The organism is Pseudonocardia sp. N23 (genome assembly GCF_002583555.1).
Lineage (GTDB): Bacteria > Actinomycetota > Actinomycetes > Mycobacteriales > Pseudonocardiaceae > Pseudonocardia.
In genome coordinates this window covers 1-18244 of sequence record NZ_BEGX01000005.1, presented here as the reverse complement: position 1 = coordinate 18244, position 18244 = coordinate 1, and the positions used below count along the sequence as shown (strand labels likewise).

Genomic DNA, 18244 nt, shown 5'->3' with positions numbered 1-18244 from the left:
GGATCGGCGATCGTGGCAGATCGCAGCGGCGGCACCTCGCTCGCCCGGCTCGGGCTGGTCGAGGCCTGGACGGAACCGACGCTGGAGAAGCTCGGCTGGTGGTCCGGTGAGCGTCCGGTCGCGGGCGCCGAGGAGATCATGTGGGCGCTGGCCCGCAGCCCCGACCCGCACCTCGCGCTGCGCACCGTCGAGCGTCTCGCGGACGCCGCCCCGGACTGGTCGACGGTCGACGCCGAGCTGCACACCGACGTCGGCCTGCGGGCGCGGCTGTTCGCGCTGGCGGGATCGTCGACGGCGCTGGGGGACCATCTCGTCGCCCATCCCGACCGGTGGATGCTGCTCGCCGACACCCCCGACCGTGACGACCCGCCGCCGGACCTGGTGCGGCGCACCGCCAACCTGCTGCGCGCGGTCGGGGCCGACCCGGACGCGCCGCCCGCGGGCGCTCCCGGCGGGTCGGTCGCGACGCTCACCGGCCCCGAGGCGGTCACCGCCCTGCGCACCGCCTACCGCGACGAGCTGCTGGGGCTGGCCGCGGCCGACCTCGCCGCGGTCGGCGACGCGTCGCTGCCGGTGATGGAGGTCGACGTCGTCGCCGCCCAGCTCGCCGACCTCGCGCTCGCCGCGCTGCAGGCCTCGCTGGCCGTCGCCGTGGCCGAGCACGAGCCCGAGCCGGACGCCCGCGTCGCCGTCATCGCGATGGGCAAGACCGGTGGGTACGAGCTGAACTACGTCTCCGACGTCGATGTCGTGTTCGTCGCCGAGCCCGCCGACGCGACCGCGACCCGTATCGCGAGCCGGCTGATGCGCGTCGCAGGCGAGGCCTGCTTCGAGATCGACGCGAACCTGCGCCCCGAGGGCAAACAGGGTGCCCTCGTGCGCACGCTGGAGGGACACGCGTCCTACTACAAGCGCTGGGCGAAGACGTGGGAGTTCCAGGCGCTGCTCAAGGCGCGGCCCGCGGCGGGTGACCCCGAGCTGGGCCAGGCGTACCTCGACACCGTCTCGCCGATGGTGTGGAAGGCCGCGGAGCGCGAGGACTTCGTCGTCGACGTGCAGGCGATGCGCCGCCGCGTCGAGGAGCACGTGCGGCCCGACCACGCCGAACGCGAGCTGAAGCTGGGTCGCGGCGGGCTGCGCGACGTCGAGTTCGCGGTGCAGCTGCTGCAGCTCGTGCACGGCCGGACGGACCCCGAGATCCGCTCGTCCTCGACGCTGCAGGCGCTGGACGCGCTGTCGAACCAGGGCTACATCGGCCGCGACGACGGCGCGAACCTCGCCGCGTCCTACCGCTTCCTGCGGCTGCTCGAGCACCGCCTCCAGCTGCAGCGCATGCGCCGCACCCACCTGCTCCCCGCCGAGGACGACACCGAGGCGCTGCGCTGGCTGGCCCGCGCGGCCCGGCTGCGCCACGACGGGCGCCGCGACGTCGTCGGGGTCCTGCTCGACGAGTGGCACCGCAACGCGCGCCGGGTCCGCCGGCTGCACGAGAAGCTGTTCTACCGGCCGCTGCTCGACTCGGTGTCGCGGCTGCCCGCCGACGCCGTCACGATGTCGGCGGACGCCGCGAAGGCTCGGCTGCAGGCACTGGGCTGGGCGTCCCCGGAGGGCGCGCTCAACCATCTGCGGGCGTTGACCGGCGGGGTGTCGCGGGCCGCCGCGATCCAGCACACCCTGCTGCCGGTGCTGCTGGAGGACCTCTCCGGCAGCCCCGACCCCGACCGCGGCCTGCTGTCCTACCGGAAGGTGTCCGAGGCGCTCGCGCTCACACCCTGGTATCTGCGCCTGCTCCGCGACGAAGGCGCTGTCGCGCAACGGCTGATGCGGCTGCTGGGCACGTCGCTGCTGGTGCCGGACCTGCTGGTCCGGGCGCCCGAGGTGCTGCGGCTGCTCGCGATCCCGGCCGCCGGGCGCCCCGACGAGCTCACCCGCGACCCCGCCGACGTCGCCGCCTCGCTGCTCGCGACCGTCGGCCGGCAGAGCGCGCTGGACCAGGCCGTCGGCTCGGCGCGGTCGCTGCGCCGCCACGAGATGCTGCGGGTGGCGTGTGCCGACCTGCTCGGCATGCTCCCGGTCGAGGACGTGTGCGAGGCGCTGTCGTCGGTGTGGTCGGCGGTGCTGCGCGCGACGCTCGACGCCGCCGTCAAGCAGCACACCGCCGCCGGGCCGGCACCCGCGCGGATCGCCGTCATCGGCATGGGCCGCCTCGGCGGCGCCGAGCTCGGCTACAGCAGCGACGCCGACGTCCTCTTCGTGTGCGAGGCCCTCGACGGCCCTGACGGCGCCGATGACGCCGCCGCGGTCAAGTGGGCCACCCAGGTCGCCGAGACGGTGCGACGCAGCCTCGGCTCGTCCAGCCCCGACCCGGCACTCGTCGTCGACGCCGACCTGCGCCCCGAGGGCCGCCAGGGTGCCCTGGTGCGCACGCTGCGCTCCTACCGCGAGTACTACGCCCGTTGGGCCGAGGTGTGGGAGGCCCAGGCACTGCTGCGGGCCCGGCCCATCGCGGGTGACGTCGGGCTGGGGGAGCGGTTCGTCGAGATGATCGACCCGATCCGCTACCCGGCCGACGGCCTGCCCACCGCAGCGGTGACCGAGGTCCGACGCATCAAGGCCCGTGTCGACGCCGAACGGCTGCCCCGCGGCGCCGACCGCGGCACCCACACCAAGCTCGGCCTCGGCGGGCTGGCCGACGTCGAGTGGACCGTGCAGCTGCTGCAGCTGCAGCACGCGGGTGACGTCCCCGAGCTGCGGACGACGTCGACGCTCGGGGGCCTGCGCGAGGCCGCCGCCGCGGGGCTGCTGACGGCCGACGACGCCGCCGAGCTCACCGCCGGCTGGACCACGGCGACGCGGGCCCGCAACGCCGTGATGCTGGTCAAGGGCAAGCCGGGCGACCAGCTGCCGCGCTCCGGGCGCGAGCTCGCGGCCGTCGCCAGTGCGCTCGGCTACCCGCCGGGGGGCGATCCCGGGGTGTTCCTCGACGACTACCGCCGCACCACGCGCCGCGCCCGCGCCGTCGTCGAACGGGTCTTCTACGGCTGGTGACCGCGCCGGGCCGGGCCGGAGCCCTGCGACCCACCACAGGCCCGGGTCGTGGTCCCTTCCCGGTGCGGTGCTCAGCAGTTGCAGTCGCAGCAGTCGCACGAACAGCAGTCGCCGCAGTCCGAGCACCCGTCGCAGCAGTCGCAGCAGTCGCAGTTCTGGCACAGGCCCTGGCGGGGCTGACCGCTCCACGGACCGGGGAACTCGTCGGCGCAGCACACCTGGCAGGTGCAGAACAGCCCGATCGCCGCTGCGCACCCGGCGAGCAGGCCGCGACGGTTGCCGAAGCGACCGTCGGCCCCGCCGCCGGAGCCCTCCCGGTGCTTGGTGAGGTCCACTTTGTCCGGGTCGGTGCCCGCGTGCGCGAACGCGTGTCCCACCGCCCGGTCGAGCTCGTGGACCAGCAGCCGGTGCGTCAGCCGCGGCCGGGCCCACTCGACCTCGTCGAGGGCCAGCCGCACGCCCAGTACCGCATCGTCGGCGAGGCGCCGCGCCGTCACCAGGTCGGTCCCGGTGGCGGTCAACGGGTTCCAGGCGCCGACGGCGTCGTCCTCGGCCTTGTCCGACACCGCGTCGAGCAGGTGCGCGAGCCGGCCGAACAGCCGCCCGGCCTCACCCAGCGGCAGTGCGTTCCCGGGGCGACCGGCGAGGATCGCGGTGTGCGCGAAAGCCGCACCCGTCGCCGTCTCGGTCGGCTCCGTCGCGGCCAGCAGCCCCGCCGCTCCGCGCCCGGCGCCCAGCTCGGCCGCGGGCTGGCGGGCGACCGCGTCGAGCAGCACCCCCGCGTCGAACCCCAGTGCCACCGACCCGCTTCGGGCCTGACCGGCCCAGCGCCGCGACAGCGCCGTCGCCGCCTTCGCGACCGGGCGCCGCGCCATCGCGCCGTCCCCGTCGGCGGCGTGGTCGGCGAGCTTCGCCGAGGCCAGTACGAGCGACACCGCCGCCGCCAGCCGGGCACCGTCGCCGTTGGCCACACCCGCGGTGCGGAACCCGCGCAACGGGCACGGCCCCGCGGTGCGCCGCCGCGGCTCCGCCGGGGTCTGCGCGTCGACCAGGACGGAGATGACCAGCCCGTCGTAGTTGGTGACGGTCCGCGCCAGCTGGCCGTGCTCGTCGCGCAGTGCGAGGCACAGGCCGCACAGGTGACCGGTCCAGTCCGCCTTCAGCCCACCGGGGAGGCTGTGCCGGCAGGGCCGCAAGATCCCGAACATCGGCGCAGCATACGAAGTGACGATCACGGCGAGCGGATCCGTCGCCGACCGGTAAGCGCGTCGCGCCGGACGCCCGCCACGGGTTACCGTCGCGACCGTGCCGACCCTCGGGAACTCCCTCACGTTCATGCTCGGAGCGCTCGTCCTCGTGGTCGTCCCCGGACCGAGCGTGCTGTTCATCGTCGGCCGCGCGCTGGCGCACGGCCGACGTGCCGCGCTGCTGTCCGTCGCGGGCAACGGCGCCGGCGTCGCGGTGCTCGTCGTCGCCGTGGCGCTCGGGGCGGGTGAGATCGCGGAGCGGTCCGTCGTCGCTTACACCGTGCTGAAGCTGGCCGGCGCTGCCTACCTGATCTACCTCGGGGTGAAGACGTGGCGCGGCCGCGGCGACATCATGGCCGCCGTCACCGGCACCGACGAGGGCGCGCAGCGCCGCGTGTTCTGGCAGGGCACCCTCGTCGGCATCACCAACCCGAAGGCGATCGTCCTGCTCGCCGCCGTGCTGCCGCAGTTCACCGACCCCGCGGCCGGCAGCCCCACGACCCAGATGCTGGTCCTGGGCATGGCCTTCGTCGTGCTCGCCGCGGTGTGCGACAGCATCTGGGGTCTGGTCGCCGGTGCCGCCCGGACCTGGCTCGCGACCTCACCGGAGCGGATGCGCCGCCTCGGCGGCACCGGCGGCGTCCTGATGATCCTGATGGGCGCCGGGCTCGCGATCAGCGGGCGCAAGGACTGAACGAGCCCGGCGCCGTCGAGGGTGAAACGGCCGCAGGCCGCCGGATCGGCTCCGCCGCAGGGGCGGGTCAGAGCGCCACGCCTGCGCCGGTCCCGGCGGTCGCCCCAGGATTGACGACGACCTTGGCCCCGGGAGGAGTGCGGCGGGAACGACTCAGGCGCCTCTGCAGCAGTGCGGCTGCCAGCGTCAGCAGGTAGTTCAGCACGATGAAGATCGCGGCAAGCACGATCAGCGTCGGGATCGAGTTGTTGAAGTTCGCCGTGATCGGACCGGCGGACCGGACCAGCTCCGTGTAGCCGACGGTCAGCTGGCCGCCGAGGGCGGTGTCCTTGAGGATCACGACGAGCTGGCTGACGATCGCCGGCAGCATCAGGCTGACGGCCTGGGGAAGCTGGACCGACCGCATGATCTGACCACTGCGCATGCCCAGCGCCGCTGCCGCCTCGGCCTGGCCGCGGGGGAGGGACTTGATGCCCGACCGGACGATCTCGGCCAGCACCGACCCGTTGTAGAGAACAAGCCCGGTGACGACTGCCAGCAGGGGCCGGGTCTCGGAGTCGACGTCGGTGTAGGTGAAGTACAGCTCCGCGGCGAAGACCATCAGGAGCAGGACGGGGATCGCGCGGAAGAACTCGACGATCACACCGCAGGGCGCGCTGACCCAGCGGTGCACCGACATGCGGCCGATGCCGAGGAGTACGCCGATGGGGATGGCGATGACCACCGACAGCAGCGCCGCCTCGATGGTGTTGAGAAGGCCCGGCAGCAGGAACTCAGACCATGTCGCGCCCTCGATGAAGGGCTTCCACAGGGCGCCGTTCCACTGGTTCTTGTCGGCGAAGCCGCGGAACACGAACCAGGCGACCGCGAGCAGGACGAGCGTGAACAGCGCCGTGTAGAGATGGGCACGCAGCCGGGCCCGGGGCCCCGGCGCGTCGAAGAGAACGGACCCCGCGCTCACCGGCGCACCTCCACCTTCTTGGCGAGCCGTCCCAGCAGCAGGCCCGTGGGTAGTGTGAGGATGACGAAACCGAGTGCGAACAGGACGAAGACGAGCAGCAGCCGGTCGGACTCGTTCTCGACCATCTCCGACATCAGCAGTGCCGCTTCGGCGACCCCGATGATCGCCGCGACCGTGGTGTTCTTGGTCAGTGCGATCAGGACGCTGGCGAGCGGCGCGATGACGGCGCGGAACGCCTGTGGCAGGACGATGGTGCCGAGGACACGGGTGAATCCCATCCCGAGGGCACGCGCGGCCTCGGCCTGACCGACCGGGACGGTGTTGATGCCCGACCGGATCGCCTCGGCGACGAACGTCGCGGTGTAGGCGATGAAGCCGAGCACCGCGAGCCGGAAGGAGCTGTCGGCGATCGACGTCGTCGAGTCCGGGTCGACCAGCGTGATGCCCAATGTCGACGACAGCCCCAGGGACGCGAACAGGATGATGATCGTCAAGGGCGTGTTCCGCACGATGTTGATGTACGCGGTTGCGAACCACCGCATCACCGGGACGGGGCCGACGCGCATGGCGACGAGCACGGTGCCCCAGATCAACGCCCCGACCGCCGACAGCAGTGTCAGTTGGATCGTCACCCAGAAGGCGCCGAAGATGTCGTACTTGCTGAACAGGTCCATCGCTCCTGCCTCGGCCGCGCGTCGACGATTCGTCCGGATCCGCTCCGGACATGCCGCGGGGGCCGGCTCTCGCCGGCCCCCGCGGTGTGTGTCAGCTCGACGGAACGGTCGGCGGCGACGGGATCTTGTATCCCGACGGGCCGACGTTGTTCTGCAGAGACGTGGCCCAGCTGCCGTCCGCGATCATCTTGTTGATCGCGGCGTTGACGGCCGAAGTGCCTGCGGTGTCGTCCTTCTTCAGGCCGATGCCGTAGTTCTCGTCGGTGAAGCCCTTGCCGACGACCTTGAGCTTGCCCGGCGCCTGTGCGGCCGCGTAGCCCGCGAGGATGACGTCGTCGGTCGTGACGGCGTCAACGCTGCCGTTGAGCAGCGCGGTGACGCAGTCGGAGTACTTGCCGTACTCCTGGAGCTGGACGTCCTTGGCGTAGGTGTCCTTGACCTTCTGCGCCGGGGTGGAGCCCTTGACCGAGCAGAGCTTCTTGTTGCCGTTCAGGGAATCCGGGCCGGTGATGTCGGTGTTGTCCGAGCGGACCAGCAGGTCCTGGTGGGCCACGAAGTACGGGCCACCGAAGTTGACCTTCTGCTTGCGAGCGTCGGTGATCGAGTACGTCGCGACGATGAAGTCGACCTCGCCCTTCTGGATGAGGTTCTCACGCTCGGCGGACTGGGCCTCCTTGAACGTGATGCCCGACTCGGGAACGCCGAGCTCCTTGGCGACGTACTTGGCGACGTCGACGTCGAAGCCTGCGTAGGTGCCGTCCGGCTGCTTGAGCCCGAGGCCGGGCTGGTCGAACTTGATGCCGACGACGACCTTCTGGGTGCTCTTGGCCTTGTCGGCGAGCGACTGGTTCCCGGTCTCGCTCGCGCCGGTGCTGCCTCCGCCGCCACCGCAGGCGGCGAGTGCGAGAGCGAGTACCGCGACACCCGCCCCGGCCTTCAGGGATCTCGTGAAGCGCATGGGCACTACCTCTCTGTCGATCGGAATCTCGTCGTGCTCGGCGCTCAGTGGGTGAGGATCTTGCCGAGGAAGTCCTTGGCGCGGTCCGACTTGGGCGCTGTGAAGAAGGTGTCGGGCGTCGAGTCCTCGACGATCTCGCCGTCGGACATGAAGATCACCCGGGCCGCGGCGCGGCGGGCGAAGCCCATCTCGTGGGTGACCACGAGCATGGTCATGCCCTCCTTGGCCAGCCCCGTCATGACGTCGAGGACCTCTTGGACCATCTCCGGGTCCAGCGCCGAGGTGGGCTCGTCGAACAGCATGACCTTGGGCTTCATCGCGAGCGCCCGGGCGATCGCGGCGCGCTGCTGCTGGCCGCCGGAGAGCTGCGCGGGGTACTTGTCGCGTTGGTTGGCGATCCCGACCCGCTCCAGCAGGGCGAGGCCGTCCTTCTCCGCCTCCGCCCTGGCGGTCCGCCGGACCTTGAGCGGCGCGAGCGTCACGTTCTCGAGGATCGTCTTGTGCGCGAAGAGGTTGAAGCTCTGGAACACCATGCCGACGTCGGCGCGCAGCCGCGCGAGCTCCTTGCCCTCGGCCGGGAGCACCTTCCCGTCGATCTCGATGACGCCGCTGTCGATCGGCTCGAGCCGGTTGATCGTGCGGCACAACGTGGACTTGCCCGATCCCGACGGACCCAGCACCACCACGACCTGACCGGACGGGATCTCCAGGTTGATGTCACGCAGGACGTGCAGCTCGCCGAAGTGCTTGTCGACGCCCGCCATCCGGACCATCGGCGTGGATTCACTCACAAGGGGACCTCCGGGCATGGCGGGACGCTAGGGCGAATCGGACACCGGAGTCCACCACCTTGGGCAACCTTTAGGGTTGCAGGCTCATAACGCTCTCGGTTCGGGGCCGATCCCGGGGGAGGCTCGCGGCGTGCACATCCTGCTGGTCGAGGACGACGACCGCGTCGCGGCCGCGCTGCGCCCCGCGCTGCACCGCCACGGCATCACGACGACCCGGCTCGACCGTGGCCGCGGCGCCGTCGACCACCTGCCCGGGGTCGACGTCGTACTGCTCGACCTGGGGCTCCCCGACATCGACGGCGTCGACGTGTGCCGCGCGATCCGCCAGGTCTCCGACGTCCCGGTGATCGTGGTGTCGGCCCGCGGCGAGGTCGACGACCGCATCCTCGGCCTGCACTCCGGAGCCGACGACTACCTGGTCAAGCCCTACGACATCGGCGAGCTCGTCGCCCGCGTGCACGCCGTCTGCCGGCGCCGGGGCACCCCGGCCGCCGGCGGGCCGGCCGGGGGAGAGGTCGTCGTCGAGGGGGTGCGCATCGACCTCGACCGGCACGTCGTCACCGTCGACGAGGTCGAGGTCTCGTTGACCCGCAAGGAGTTCCAGGTCCTCGCGCTGCTCGCGGCGGCGCGCGGCACCGTGTGCACCCGCAGCCGGATCGTCGCCGAGGTGTGGGGCCGCAGCTGGCCGGGGGCCAACCGGACGCTGGACGTGCACGTCGCCACCCTGCGCACGAAGCTCGGGCAGGCCGACCTCGTCCAGACAGTCCGCGGCGTCGGCTACCGGCTCGGCGTCCCGGCACCGACCGCCGAGTAGTCCGGGGGTGCGCAGCCGGCTGCTGGTCACGGTGCTGGTCCTGATGGGCCTGCTCGCCGCGGGCCTCGGCGTGCCGCTCGCGCTGGCCGACACCCGGTCCGCGCAGCAGGAGCTCTTCACCGACCGGCTCACCGACACCATCTTCTTCGCCTCGATCGCCCAGCGTCCGATCACCGAGGCCGACGCGTCCGGTCTGGCCGCCGAGCTGACCCGCTACCAGGAGGTCTACGGCGTCGAGGTCGCCGTGCTGGACCGCACGCAGCGGCTGCTCGCGACGTCGTCACCGACCGCCGCGACACTCGACGACGACGGCCGCGAACGCGTCCGCCTCGCGCTCGCCAACCGCCGATCCGAGCCCTACCCGTACCTGCTGCCCTGGGACGAACGGCCCGTCGTGCTGGCCGAGCCGGTCCTCGTCGACGGGGAGGTCCGCGGGGTCGCGGTGACCGTCTCGCCGACGGGGGCGCTGCGGGCGCAGGAGCTGCGGGTGTGGGGCATCGTGGCGGGGGCGTTCCTGCTCGCGCTGGTCGTCGGGACGCTGGTGGCGCTGCCCGTCGTCCGCTGGATCCTGCGCCCGGTGCGCCGCCTCGACGAGGGCACCCACCGCGTGGCAGGTGCGGTGCTCGCGGGCAAGCCCGCCGACCCGGTCGCCGACGGGTCCGGACCGCCCGAGCTGCGCCGGCTGACGACGTCGTTCGACGAGATGGCCGACACCGTCATCCAGGCCCTGTCCGCGCAGCGCGCCTTCGTCGCCGACGCGAGCCACCAGCTGCGCAACCCGCTCACCGCGCTGCGGCTACGGCTGTCGAACCTCGACGGGCACGTCGACGGCGCCGCCGCCGAGGACCACGTCGCGGCGCTGGAGGAGACCGAGCGGCTCTCCGGCGTGCTCGACGGGCTGCTCGCCCTGGCGCGTGCCGAGCGGGTGTCGGTCAGCGAGACCGTCGACGTCGACGCCGCGGTCGACGACCGGCTGGAGGCCTGGCGCCCGCTCGCCGAGCACACCGGCCTGACGTTGCGCCGCACCGGCTCCCGGGGGCTCGCCGCCCGCGCGCCGGCCGGTGGGATCGAGACGGTGCTCGACGCCCTGCTGGACAACGCCGTGAAGTTCACCCCGGCGGGCGGGCGGATCGATGTGGTCGTCCTGGGGATCGACGGGTCCGTGGAGATCGGGGTGCGCGACACCGGCCCGGGCATCGCCGCCGACGACCTCGACCGCGCCACCGACCGTTTCTGGCGGGCCCCGCACCAGAGCAACGTCGAGGGCTCCGGGCTGGGGCTGGCCATCGCCGCGCGGACCGCGGAGCTGGCGGGCGGATCGTTGCGGCTGGAGGCGCCGGCCGGGGGAGGCCTGCGTGTCGTCGCACGACTGCCCACCCCGGAACCGGAGCCCCCGTCCTGACCCGGCCCCACCGCCCCCGTTCGAGCGGGGAACGGGTCGGTCAGAGTGACTTCGTCGAGCGGTAGAAGCGTTCGGCACCGGGGTGCAGCGGGACCGGTTGCGTGCCGATCGCGGCACGGGCGTCGATCGTCAGCGCCGCCGCACTCGCCGCCGCGAGCTGCGGCTGCTCGGCGAACAGGCCGTCGACCAGGGCCGCGGCGACGTCGTCGGCCAGCTCCGCGGGCACCACCAGCACGTTGCGCACCAGCAACGTCGTCACCGGGTCGGGGATTCCGTAGGTCTGGGCGGGGACGGTGCCCGTCGAATAGACGGGGTAGGCGGCGCGGACCCGGGGGAGCACGTCGTGCAGGTCGAGCAGCCGCACCGGCACCGTGTCCGCCAGTGACGCCACCCCGGCCGTCGGCACGCCGCCGGACCAGAAGAACGCGTCGATCGCGCCGTCGCGCATCGCGGTGACGGAGTCGTTGAGGCCCAGCGTCGCCGGTCGCAGATCACGCTCGGGGTCCAGACCCGCGAACCGCAGCAGGCGCTGCGCGACCGGGGTGACCCCGGAGTTCGCGGCACCGACCGACACCCGGGCGCCACGCAGGTCGGCGAGCCGGCGGTACGCCGAGTCGGCGCGGACGACGACCTGCGTCGCGTCGTCGTAGATCCGGGCCAGCGCCCGCGGTGCGCGAGGATCACCGGGCGCGGCGGCGGCGAGGGCGTCCGCGGCCGTGTCGATCTGGCTGAACACGACGTCGGCCCGCCCCTGGGCGAGCAGCGCCAGGTTCTGCCCAGACCCGTCGGTGGCCAGCACCTCGGGCCGGGCGCCGAGTCGCAGGTGGTCGCGCCACACGTCGGCCAGCGCACCGCCCAGCGCGTAGTAGACCCCTTGCGTCGCACCGGCCGCGACCGTCAGCCGGACGTCGGCGTAGGCCGACGTGCACGCCGACCCCGCGCCCACGACACCGGCCACGACGGCCGCACGCAGGAACGCCCGCCGGTCGAGGGTGCCCGGGCTGCGCCGCATCGGCGCATCCTCTCCCGATCCGCCACCGGTGGTCGACCCCCGCGTCCCGGCACCGGTGCGCCGGGCCACCCGTCCACGGCATACCCTCGGGACGTGACCCGCAGCTACACCATCCGCACCTACGGGTGCCAGATGAACGTGCACGACTCCGAGCGGATGGCGGGTCTGCTGGAGTCGGCGGGGTACGTCCGGGCCGACGACGCGGACACCGCCGACATCGTCGTCTTCAACACCTGCGCCGTCCGCGAGAACGCCGACAACAAGCTCTACGGCAACCTCGGCCACCTCGCGCCCCGCAAGGCCGCCGACCCCGGCATGCAGATCGCCGTCGGCGGCTGCCTGGCGCAGAAGGACCGCGACACGATCGTCGCGAAGGCGCCCTGGGTCGACGTCGTGTTCGGCACCCACAACGTCGGCGCCCTGCCCACCTTGCTGGAGCGGGCGCGGCACAACGAGCGCGCCGAGGTCGAGATCCGGGAGTCGCTCGAGGTCTTCCCGTCGACGCTGCCCGCGCGGCGCGAGTCGGCCTACGCAGGCTGGGTGTCGATCTCGGTGGGCTGCAACAACACCTGCACGTTCTGCATCGTGCCGTCGTTGCGCGGCACGGAACGCGACCGCCGCCCCGGCGACGTGCTGGCCGAGGTCTCCGCCCTCGCCGCCGACGGCGTGCTCGAGGTGACCCTGCTCGGCCAGAACGTCAACGCCTACGGTGTCGAGTTCGGCGACCGCGAGGCGTTCTCGAAGCTGTTGCGTGCCTGCGGCGAGGTCGAGGGCCTGGAGCGCGTCCGCTTCACCTCGCCGCACCCGCGCGAGTTCTCCTCCGACGTCATCGCCGCGATGGCGCAGACACCCGTCGTGTGCCCGCAGCTGCACATGCCGCTGCAGTCGGGCTCCGACCGGGTGCTTCGCGAGATGCGCCGCTCCTACCGGTCCTCGCGGTTCCTCGCGATCCTCGACGAGGTGCGCGAGTCGATCCCCGACGCCGCCATCAGCACCGACATCATCGTCGGCTTCCCCGGCGAGACCGAGGCCGACTTCCAGGCGACCCTCGACGTCGTCGAGCGCGCCCGCTTCGCCCAGGCCTTCACCTTCCAGTACTCGCAGCGCCCCGGCACCCCGGCCGCGACCCTGCCCGACCAGCTGCCCAAGAAGGTCGTCCAGGAGCGCTACATGCGGCTCGTCGAGCTGCAGGAACGCATCTCCTGGGAGCAGAACCGGGCCGTCGAGGGCCGCGAGGTCGAGGTGCTGGTGTCCACCGGCGAGGGCCGCAAGGACGCCGAGACCCGCCGGCTGTCCGGCCGCGCCCGCGACGGCAGGCTCGTGCACTTCGCCCCCGGCGACAGCCCGGTCCGCCCGGGCGACGTCGTCACCGTCCGGATCGGCTACGGCGCCCCGCACCACCTCGTCGCCGACGACGGGCTGCTCTCGCACCGGCGCACCCGCGCCGGCGACGCGTTCGACGCGGGGACCCGCCCCGGCGGCGCGCCCACCGGCCTCGGCCTGCCCGGCTTCGGCGCACCCGCCCCGGTGCCGGCGGCCGCGGGCTGCAGCACAGGCTGAGGGCCGGGTCTTTCCGATGGCGGGCGACGAGCACGCGGGCAACGGACGTGAGGAGCAGGGCATGACCGACGGGCTCAGCGAGCTCGACCGCGAGCTGCGCGACGTCGCGCGCCGCGTGGAACGCCGCATCGACCCGGGCGCCACGGCGATGGTCGTCGCCGTCGCGGTACTGGTGCTGATCGGGGCTTTCCTGCTGCCGTGGATCGGCGACGAGCGCGGCTGGGACCTGCTCGTCGGCGAGGGCGGCTTCGGCATCCTCCCGCGCATCTTCACCTTCGCCGCGCTGATCTTCGGCGTCGCCGCCTCGGGACTGGCGCTCGCACTGCGGCACTGGTGGCTCGCCTGGGTGTGCGCGGCCGGGTGCGGCATCTCGACGATCACCGGGGTCTGGGCCGTCTGGTCCCGTCAGATCTCGGTGCCCCAGGGCGGGCTCGGTCCCGAGTTCGGGCTGGTACTGGCCCTGGTCACCATCGTCGTGCTCGCCGCGACGTGGGCGCGGATCGCGCTGCGTCGCTGAACGTGCGCCCGGTGACGCCGGAGTCCGCGGCGGCGCGTAGGACTGTCGGGGGCCGTCGATAGGGTCGTGCGGACCCGCATGCGAGGAGGACCGTGGCCACGACGTCAGGCGACGACGCGCAGCCGAACGTCGGCCGCGTCGTCGGCACCGAGGACTCCACCCCGCTCGAGTTCGCCGTCGCGCTGGCTCCCGGCGCGTACCTCCAGCTCGACGACGTCGTCGCCACCGAACGTGACGTCCCCGGCGTCGGCCGTGTCGTCGTCAGCGGGGTCGTCACCGAGGTCCGGGCCCGGCACGAGGGTGCCTCCTTCGGGTCCGACGTCTTCCTCATCGCCGACGGCGTCCTGCCCGCGCAGGTGCAGGAGATCGCCGAGGTCATGACCACGCGGGTCGAGCCCGAGTACTACGTGCCCCCGCGCCCCGGCGAGCTCGTCCGCCGCGCCACCGGCGACGAGCGTGCCCGCGCGCTCTACTTCGACGGCATGGAACACCAGGTCGCAGCCGGTGTCGGGCGCGACGGCGAACCCGTCTACGTCAACCTCGAGTTCCTCGACGGCACCCGCGGCGGGCACGTCTCCATCTCCGGCATCTCCGGCGTCGCGACCAAGACGAGCTTCGCGCTGTTCCTGCTGTACTCGCTGTTCACCGGAGGGGCGCTCGGCCGGCGCGCGCTCAACTCCAAGGCGCTCGTGTTCAGCGTCAAGGGCGAGGACCTGCTGTTCCTCGACCGGCCCAACGTCCGCCTCGACGACGACCTGCGCGCCGACTACGCCCGCCTCGGCCTCACCGCGGCGCCCTTCGGCTCGGTGGGCTTCTTCGCCCCGCCCATGCCCGACGACATGTCCGGCCGACCGCACGTCGTCGGCCGCACCCACGGCATCGCCGCGTTCTGGTGGACCCTCGGCGAGTTCTGCGCCCGCGAGCTCCTGCCCTACGTCTTCGCCGACGCCGAGGACGAGCGCAACCAGTACACGATGGTCATCCACCAGGTCGCCGCCCGGCTGCGCCGCGAGGTCTCCGCCGTCGGCGACTCGGGTGCGGTCATGATCGAGGGCCAGGTCCTGCGCACCTACGACGACCTCGTCGAGTTCGTCTCCGACCGGCTCACCGACGAGGACTCCCGCCGCGACTGGGCCGGCCCCGTCACCGGGGTCGGCACCGTCAACGCCTTCCTGCGCCGGTTACGGTCGAGCCTCAAGCCGTTGCGCGGCATCGTCCGCGGCGACCTGGCCGACACGAACGCCCGCCGGGTGACCACGGAGCACAGCCAGCTCACCGTGATCGACCTGCACAACCTGCCCGAGCGGGCACAGCGCTTCGTCGTCGGCGTGGTGCTCGCCGCCGAGACCGCGCGCAAGGAGCAGGCCGGGCCCGGTGGGCTGCTGTTCACGATGATCGACGAGCTCAACAAGTACGCCCCCCGTGAGGGGTCGAGCCCGATCAAGGAGGTCCTGCTCGACATCGCCGAACGCGGCCGGTCGCTCGGGATCATCCTCGTCGGCGCGCAGCAGACGGCCAGCGAGGTCGAGCGGCGCATCGTCTCCAACTCGTCGATCAAGATCGTCGGACGGCTCGACCCCGCGGAGGCCGGGCGTCCGGAGTACGGGTTCCTGCCACCGACCCAGCGAGCCCGCGCCGTCCTCGCCAAGCCCGGCACGATGTTCGTCTCCCAGCCCGAGATCCCGGTGCCGATCGCGGTCGAGTTCCCGTTCCCGGCGTGGGCGACCCGCGAGTCGGAGTGCGCCTCGCCGGTCACGGCGTCCACCACCGGGGCGTCGGGGAGCAACGGCGGCAGGCCCCGCGACCCCTTCGCCGGCCTCCCGGGCGGCGACGACCCGCCCCCGTTCTGACCCCCTTCTGCACGAACGGCACCGTCCCGCGGCCCGGTCACGGGGAATGCCGTTCGCTCGTCGACGCGACCCTGGAGACCACGTGACCGACATCGACGGCCTCACCGCCGTGCCGTCCCCGCACCCCGTCGCCGAGACGGTCGACCGGCTCGCCGCCGCGGTCGGGAAGGCAGGCCTCGCGGTGCTCGCCCGCATCGACCACGCGGCGGCGGCCGCGGGCGCGGGACTCGACCTGCGCCCGACGACGCTGCTGCTGTTCGGCCGCCCCCAGGGCGGGACACCGCTGATGCAGGAGCGTCAGACATCGGGCATCGACCTCCCGCTCAAGGCCCTGGCCTGGGAGGACGCCGACGGTCAGGTGTGGCTGGGCTGGAACGATCCCACCTGGATCGCGACGCGCCACGGCCTCGCGCAGTTGGGCGCGGCCGTCGAGACGCTGGCCGGAGCCCTCGAGGCGTTCGCCGCCGCGGCGACTGCCTCCTGACACGCCCCCGCCGGCTCGACCCGGGACCGGCCGGGACCATGATCGAAGCAGCCCGATGTCGACGTCGGCGGGGTCGGCCAGGGCCTCTCCGGCGGTGTCCGGGCGGCCGGGCACGTCCGGCGCCGCCCGGCGGTGATCTTGTCGGGGGTGGCGAATACCGTTCCGGGTGATGCGCATCCTGCACACCGCCGACTGGCACGTCGGCAAGACGTTGAAGGGGCACAGCCGGCTCGACGAGCAGCGGGCGGTGCTGGGCGAGATCGTCGGGGTGGCCCGCGAGCACGAGGTCGACCTCGTCGTCGTGGCGGGCGACCTCTACGACACCGCGGCACCCAACGCGGCCGCTCAGCAGCTCGTCGTGCAGGCGTTGACGGCCCTGGCGGAGACCGGGGCGAGGGTCGTCGTCATCGGCGGCAACCACGACCACGGCGCCACTCTCGACGCCTACCGGCAGTTCGCGGCCGCGGCGGGCGTGACGATGGTCGGGACGGTGCGGACGAAGGAGCAGGGCGGCGTCGTCGAGATGGTGACGCGCGGCGGGGAGAAGGCGAGCATCGCGGCGCTGCCGTTCCTGTCGCACCGTTACGCGGTACGGGCGGCGGAGCTCGTCGCGAAGCTGCCGGCCGAGCACAACGCCGACTACGACGAGCAGCTGCGCGGCATCGTCGGATCACTCACCGACGGTTTCGCCACCGACTCGGTCAACCTCGTCGCCGCCCACCTCACGGTGCTCAACGGCGAGTTCGGCGGCGGTGAGCGGATGGCGCAGTCGATCTTCGAGTACGCCGTCCCGGCGGCGATCTTCCCGGCCGACACCCACTACGTCGCACTGGGCCACCTGCACCGACGGCAGAAGCTGGCCGCGCCCGCGCCGGTGCACTACTCGGGCTCGCCGCTGGCGGTCGACTTCGGGGAGCAGGCCAACACGAGCGTCGTATGCCTGGTGGAGGCCACGGCGACGACGCCGGCGCGGATCACCGACATCCCGATCACGTCCGGGAGAGGGCTGCGCACCGTCACCGGCACGGTCGACGAGCTGGCCGCGCTGCGCGACGTCGTCGGCGACGACTACCTGCGCGTCACCGTCCGCGAACCGGCCAGGGCCGGCCTGCGCGAGGACGTGACGGCGCTGCTGCCGAACGCGCTGGAGGTACGGATCGACCCGGAGTTCGCCGCGCAGGTCACCGCGTCGCGGCCCGAGGGTGGCGGGACCGACCGCAACCCGTCGGAGCTGTTCGGGGAGTACTGCCGCGACCGCGCCGTCGCCGACCCGCGGCTCGACACGCTGTTCGCCCGGCTGCATGACAAGGTGACCAGCGCCGACGCGGGGGATGCGGGATGAGGCCGGTCCGGCTGGAGATGGACGGGTTCGCGGCGTTCCGGGAGCCCGCGGTCGTCGACTTCACGGGCGCCGACTACTTCGCGCTGGTCGGCCCGACGGGTGCCGGCAAGTCGACGGTCGTCGACGCGCTCTGCTTCGCGCTCTACGGTTCGGTGCCGCGCTGGGACGACCGGCGTGCCGTCCGGCTCGGCCTGGCCCCGCACGTCGCCCGGGGTGTGGTGCGGCTGGTGTTCGACGTCGGCGGCGCCCGTTACGTCGCGGCCCGGGAGCTGCGCCGCTCCGCGCAGGACAAGGTGACGGTCCGCAGCGCCCGCCTCGAGCTGCTCGCCGACCCCGGGGAGCTCGACGGCGACAGCCGCGTCCTGGCCGCCGACTCGGGGGTCACCCCGGAGGTCGAGCGGCTGCTCGGGCTGCCGTTCGACCAGTTCTGCCAGTGCGTCGTGCTGCCCCAGGGCGCGTTCGCCGAGTTCCTGCACGCCAAACCGGCCGACCGGCAGAAGATGCTCGTCCGGCTCCTCGGCCTCGACGTCTACGAGGCGATCGCCCGGGAGGCCAACCGGGAGGCCGCGGCATCGGGGGAGCGGGCCGACGTCCTCGCCGGGCAGCTCGGAGCCTACGACGACGCCACCGCCGACGCCGTTGCCGCCGCGACGGCCCGCGTCGACGCGCTCTCCGCCCTGGCCGACCGGGTCACCGATGCGACCGAGCGGCTCGCCGCCGCTGCCGCCGCGGTCGTCGCGGCCGAGACGGCGGTGGCCACCACCGAGCGGGAGCGTGCCGTCCTCGCCGGGGTCACCGTCCCGTCGGGCGCCGCCGACGTCGACGCCCGCCGCCGGTCCGCTGCGCAGGCCTCGGCCGCCGCGGCCCGGGTGGTGGCCGAGGCGGCCGCC

Annotated in this window: 16 protein-coding genes; 10 read left to right on the top strand and 6 right to left on the bottom strand. The window is 73.2% G+C overall.

What is annotated here, in order from left to right; all coding sequences use genetic code 11:
• Nucleotides 1–12: 12 nt before the first annotated feature.
• Entirely contained in the window at nt 13–3048 is a 3036-nt protein-coding gene (locus TOK_RS03320) for a bifunctional [glutamine synthetase] adenylyltransferase/[glutamine synthetase]-adenylyl-L-tyrosine phosphorylase (protein ID WP_098956291.1), read from the top strand.
• A gap of 71 nt (nt 3049–3119) precedes the next feature.
• Here the strand turns inward: TOK_RS03320 and TOK_RS03315 are convergent, their stop codons facing one another.
• Entirely contained in the window at nt 3120–4256 is a 1137-nt protein-coding gene (locus TOK_RS03315; protein WP_098956290.1) for a DUF5685 family protein, read from the bottom strand.
• Nucleotides 4257–4353: 97 nt separating this feature from the next.
• Between TOK_RS03315 and TOK_RS03310 the strand changes: the two genes are divergently transcribed.
• Nucleotides 4354–4989 carry a LysE family translocator gene (locus TOK_RS03310; protein WP_253258151.1) on the top strand — a complete coding sequence of 212 codons (636 nt, stop codon included), beginning with the start codon at nt 4354–4356 and terminating at the stop codon, nt 4987–4989.
• 67 nt (nt 4990–5056) lie between these two features.
• Here the strand turns inward: TOK_RS03310 and TOK_RS03305 are convergent, their stop codons facing one another.
• The 4 genes from TOK_RS03305 to TOK_RS03290 form a co-directional block, all read right to left on the bottom strand.
• Nucleotides 5057–5950: an amino acid ABC transporter permease gene (locus TOK_RS03305; RefSeq protein WP_098956289.1), complete on the bottom strand. Its 894-nt coding sequence runs from the start codon at nt 5948–5950 to the stop codon at nt 5057–5059.
• On the bottom strand, nt 5947–6624 hold the full coding sequence (locus TOK_RS03300; protein ID WP_098956288.1) for an amino acid ABC transporter permease: 678 nt from the start codon (nt 6622–6624) through the stop codon (nt 5947–5949). Before TOK_RS03300 ends, TOK_RS03305 begins: the two co-directional genes overlap by 4 nt.
• A gap of 91 nt (nt 6625–6715) precedes the next feature.
• On the bottom strand, nt 6716–7582 hold the full coding sequence (locus TOK_RS03295; RefSeq protein ID WP_098956287.1) for a glutamate ABC transporter substrate-binding protein: 867 nt from the start codon (nt 7580–7582) through the stop codon (nt 6716–6718).
• 44 nt (nt 7583–7626) lie between these two features.
• On the bottom strand, nt 7627–8355 hold the full coding sequence (locus TOK_RS03290) for an amino acid ABC transporter ATP-binding protein (protein ID WP_172457390.1): 729 nt from the start codon (nt 8353–8355) through the stop codon (nt 7627–7629).
• A 148-nt stretch (nt 8356–8503) separates the two neighbouring features.
• Between TOK_RS03290 and TOK_RS03285 the strand changes: the two genes are divergently transcribed.
• Both TOK_RS03285 and TOK_RS03280 read left to right on the top strand, forming a co-directional pair.
• A complete protein-coding gene (locus TOK_RS03285; RefSeq protein ID WP_098956285.1) occupies nt 8504–9187 on the top strand; it encodes a response regulator transcription factor in 684 nt (227 codons plus the stop codon).
• Nucleotides 9188–9194: 7 nt separating this feature from the next.
• Nucleotides 9195–10589 (top strand): HAMP domain-containing sensor histidine kinase, encoded by a 1395-nt coding sequence (locus TOK_RS03280; protein ID WP_098956284.1) that lies wholly within the window; start codon nt 9195–9197, stop codon nt 10587–10589.
• A gap of 40 nt (nt 10590–10629) precedes the next feature.
• Here TOK_RS03280 and TOK_RS03275 read toward each other — a convergent pair whose 3' ends face one another.
• Entirely contained in the window at nt 10630–11601 is a 972-nt protein-coding gene (locus TOK_RS03275) for a TAXI family TRAP transporter solute-binding subunit (protein WP_098956283.1), read from the bottom strand.
• Between the two features lie 93 nt (nt 11602–11694).
• On the opposite strand from TOK_RS03275, the gene miaB reads away from it, so the two are divergent.
• The 6 genes from miaB to TOK_RS03245 form a co-directional block, all read left to right on the top strand.
• Complete coding sequence (gene miaB, locus TOK_RS03270; RefSeq protein WP_098956282.1) at nt 11695–13161, top strand: tRNA (N6-isopentenyl adenosine(37)-C2)-methylthiotransferase MiaB; 1467 nt, start codon at nt 11695–11697, stop codon at nt 13159–13161.
• A gap of 61 nt (nt 13162–13222) precedes the next feature.
• A complete protein-coding gene (locus TOK_RS03265; protein ID WP_141566250.1) occupies nt 13223–13678 on the top strand; it encodes a hypothetical protein in 456 nt (151 codons plus the stop codon).
• A gap of 92 nt (nt 13679–13770) precedes the next feature.
• A complete protein-coding gene (locus tag TOK_RS03260; protein WP_098956280.1) occupies nt 13771–15528 on the top strand; it encodes an ATP-binding protein in 1758 nt (585 codons plus the stop codon).
• A gap of 82 nt (nt 15529–15610) precedes the next feature.
• A complete protein-coding gene (locus TOK_RS03255; protein WP_216361834.1) occupies nt 15611–16012 on the top strand; it encodes a DUF302 domain-containing protein in 402 nt (133 codons plus the stop codon).
• A gap of 169 nt (nt 16013–16181) precedes the next feature.
• Nucleotides 16182–17354, top strand: a complete 1173-nt coding sequence (locus TOK_RS03250; protein WP_098956278.1) for an exonuclease SbcCD subunit D — start codon at nt 16182–16184, stop codon at nt 17352–17354.
• The coding region (locus TOK_RS03245; protein WP_141566249.1) for an AAA family ATPase at nt 17351–18244 on the top strand (894 nt) is incomplete at its 3' end. The genes TOK_RS03250 and TOK_RS03245, both read left to right, overlap by 4 nt.

Excerpts from the sequence above, each read along its gene's own strand:
- TOK_RS03300 (WP_098956288.1), bottom strand. The coding sequence starts at position 6,624 with ATGGACCTGTTCAGCAAGTACGACATCTTCGGCGCCTTCTGGGTGACG.
- TOK_RS03250 (WP_098956278.1), top strand. The coding sequence starts at position 16,182 with ATGCGCATCCTGCACACCGCCGACTGGCACGTCGGCAAGACGTTGAAG.
- TOK_RS03265 (WP_141566250.1), top strand. The coding sequence starts at position 13,223 with ATGACCGACGGGCTCAGCGAGCTCGACCGCGAGCTGCGCGACGTCGCG.
- TOK_RS03295 (WP_098956287.1), bottom strand. The coding sequence starts at position 7,582 with ATGCGCTTCACGAGATCCCTGAAGGCCGGGGCGGGTGTCGCGGTACTC.
- TOK_RS03275 (WP_098956283.1), bottom strand. The coding sequence starts at position 11,601 with ATGCGGCGCAGCCCGGGCACCCTCGACCGGCGGGCGTTCCTGCGTGCG.
- TOK_RS03290 (WP_172457390.1), bottom strand. The coding sequence starts at position 8,355 with ATGGTCCGGATGGCGGGCGTCGACAAGCACTTCGGCGAGCTGCACGTC.
- TOK_RS03315 (WP_098956290.1), bottom strand. The coding sequence starts at position 4,256 with ATGTTCGGGATCTTGCGGCCCTGCCGGCACAGCCTCCCCGGTGGGCTG.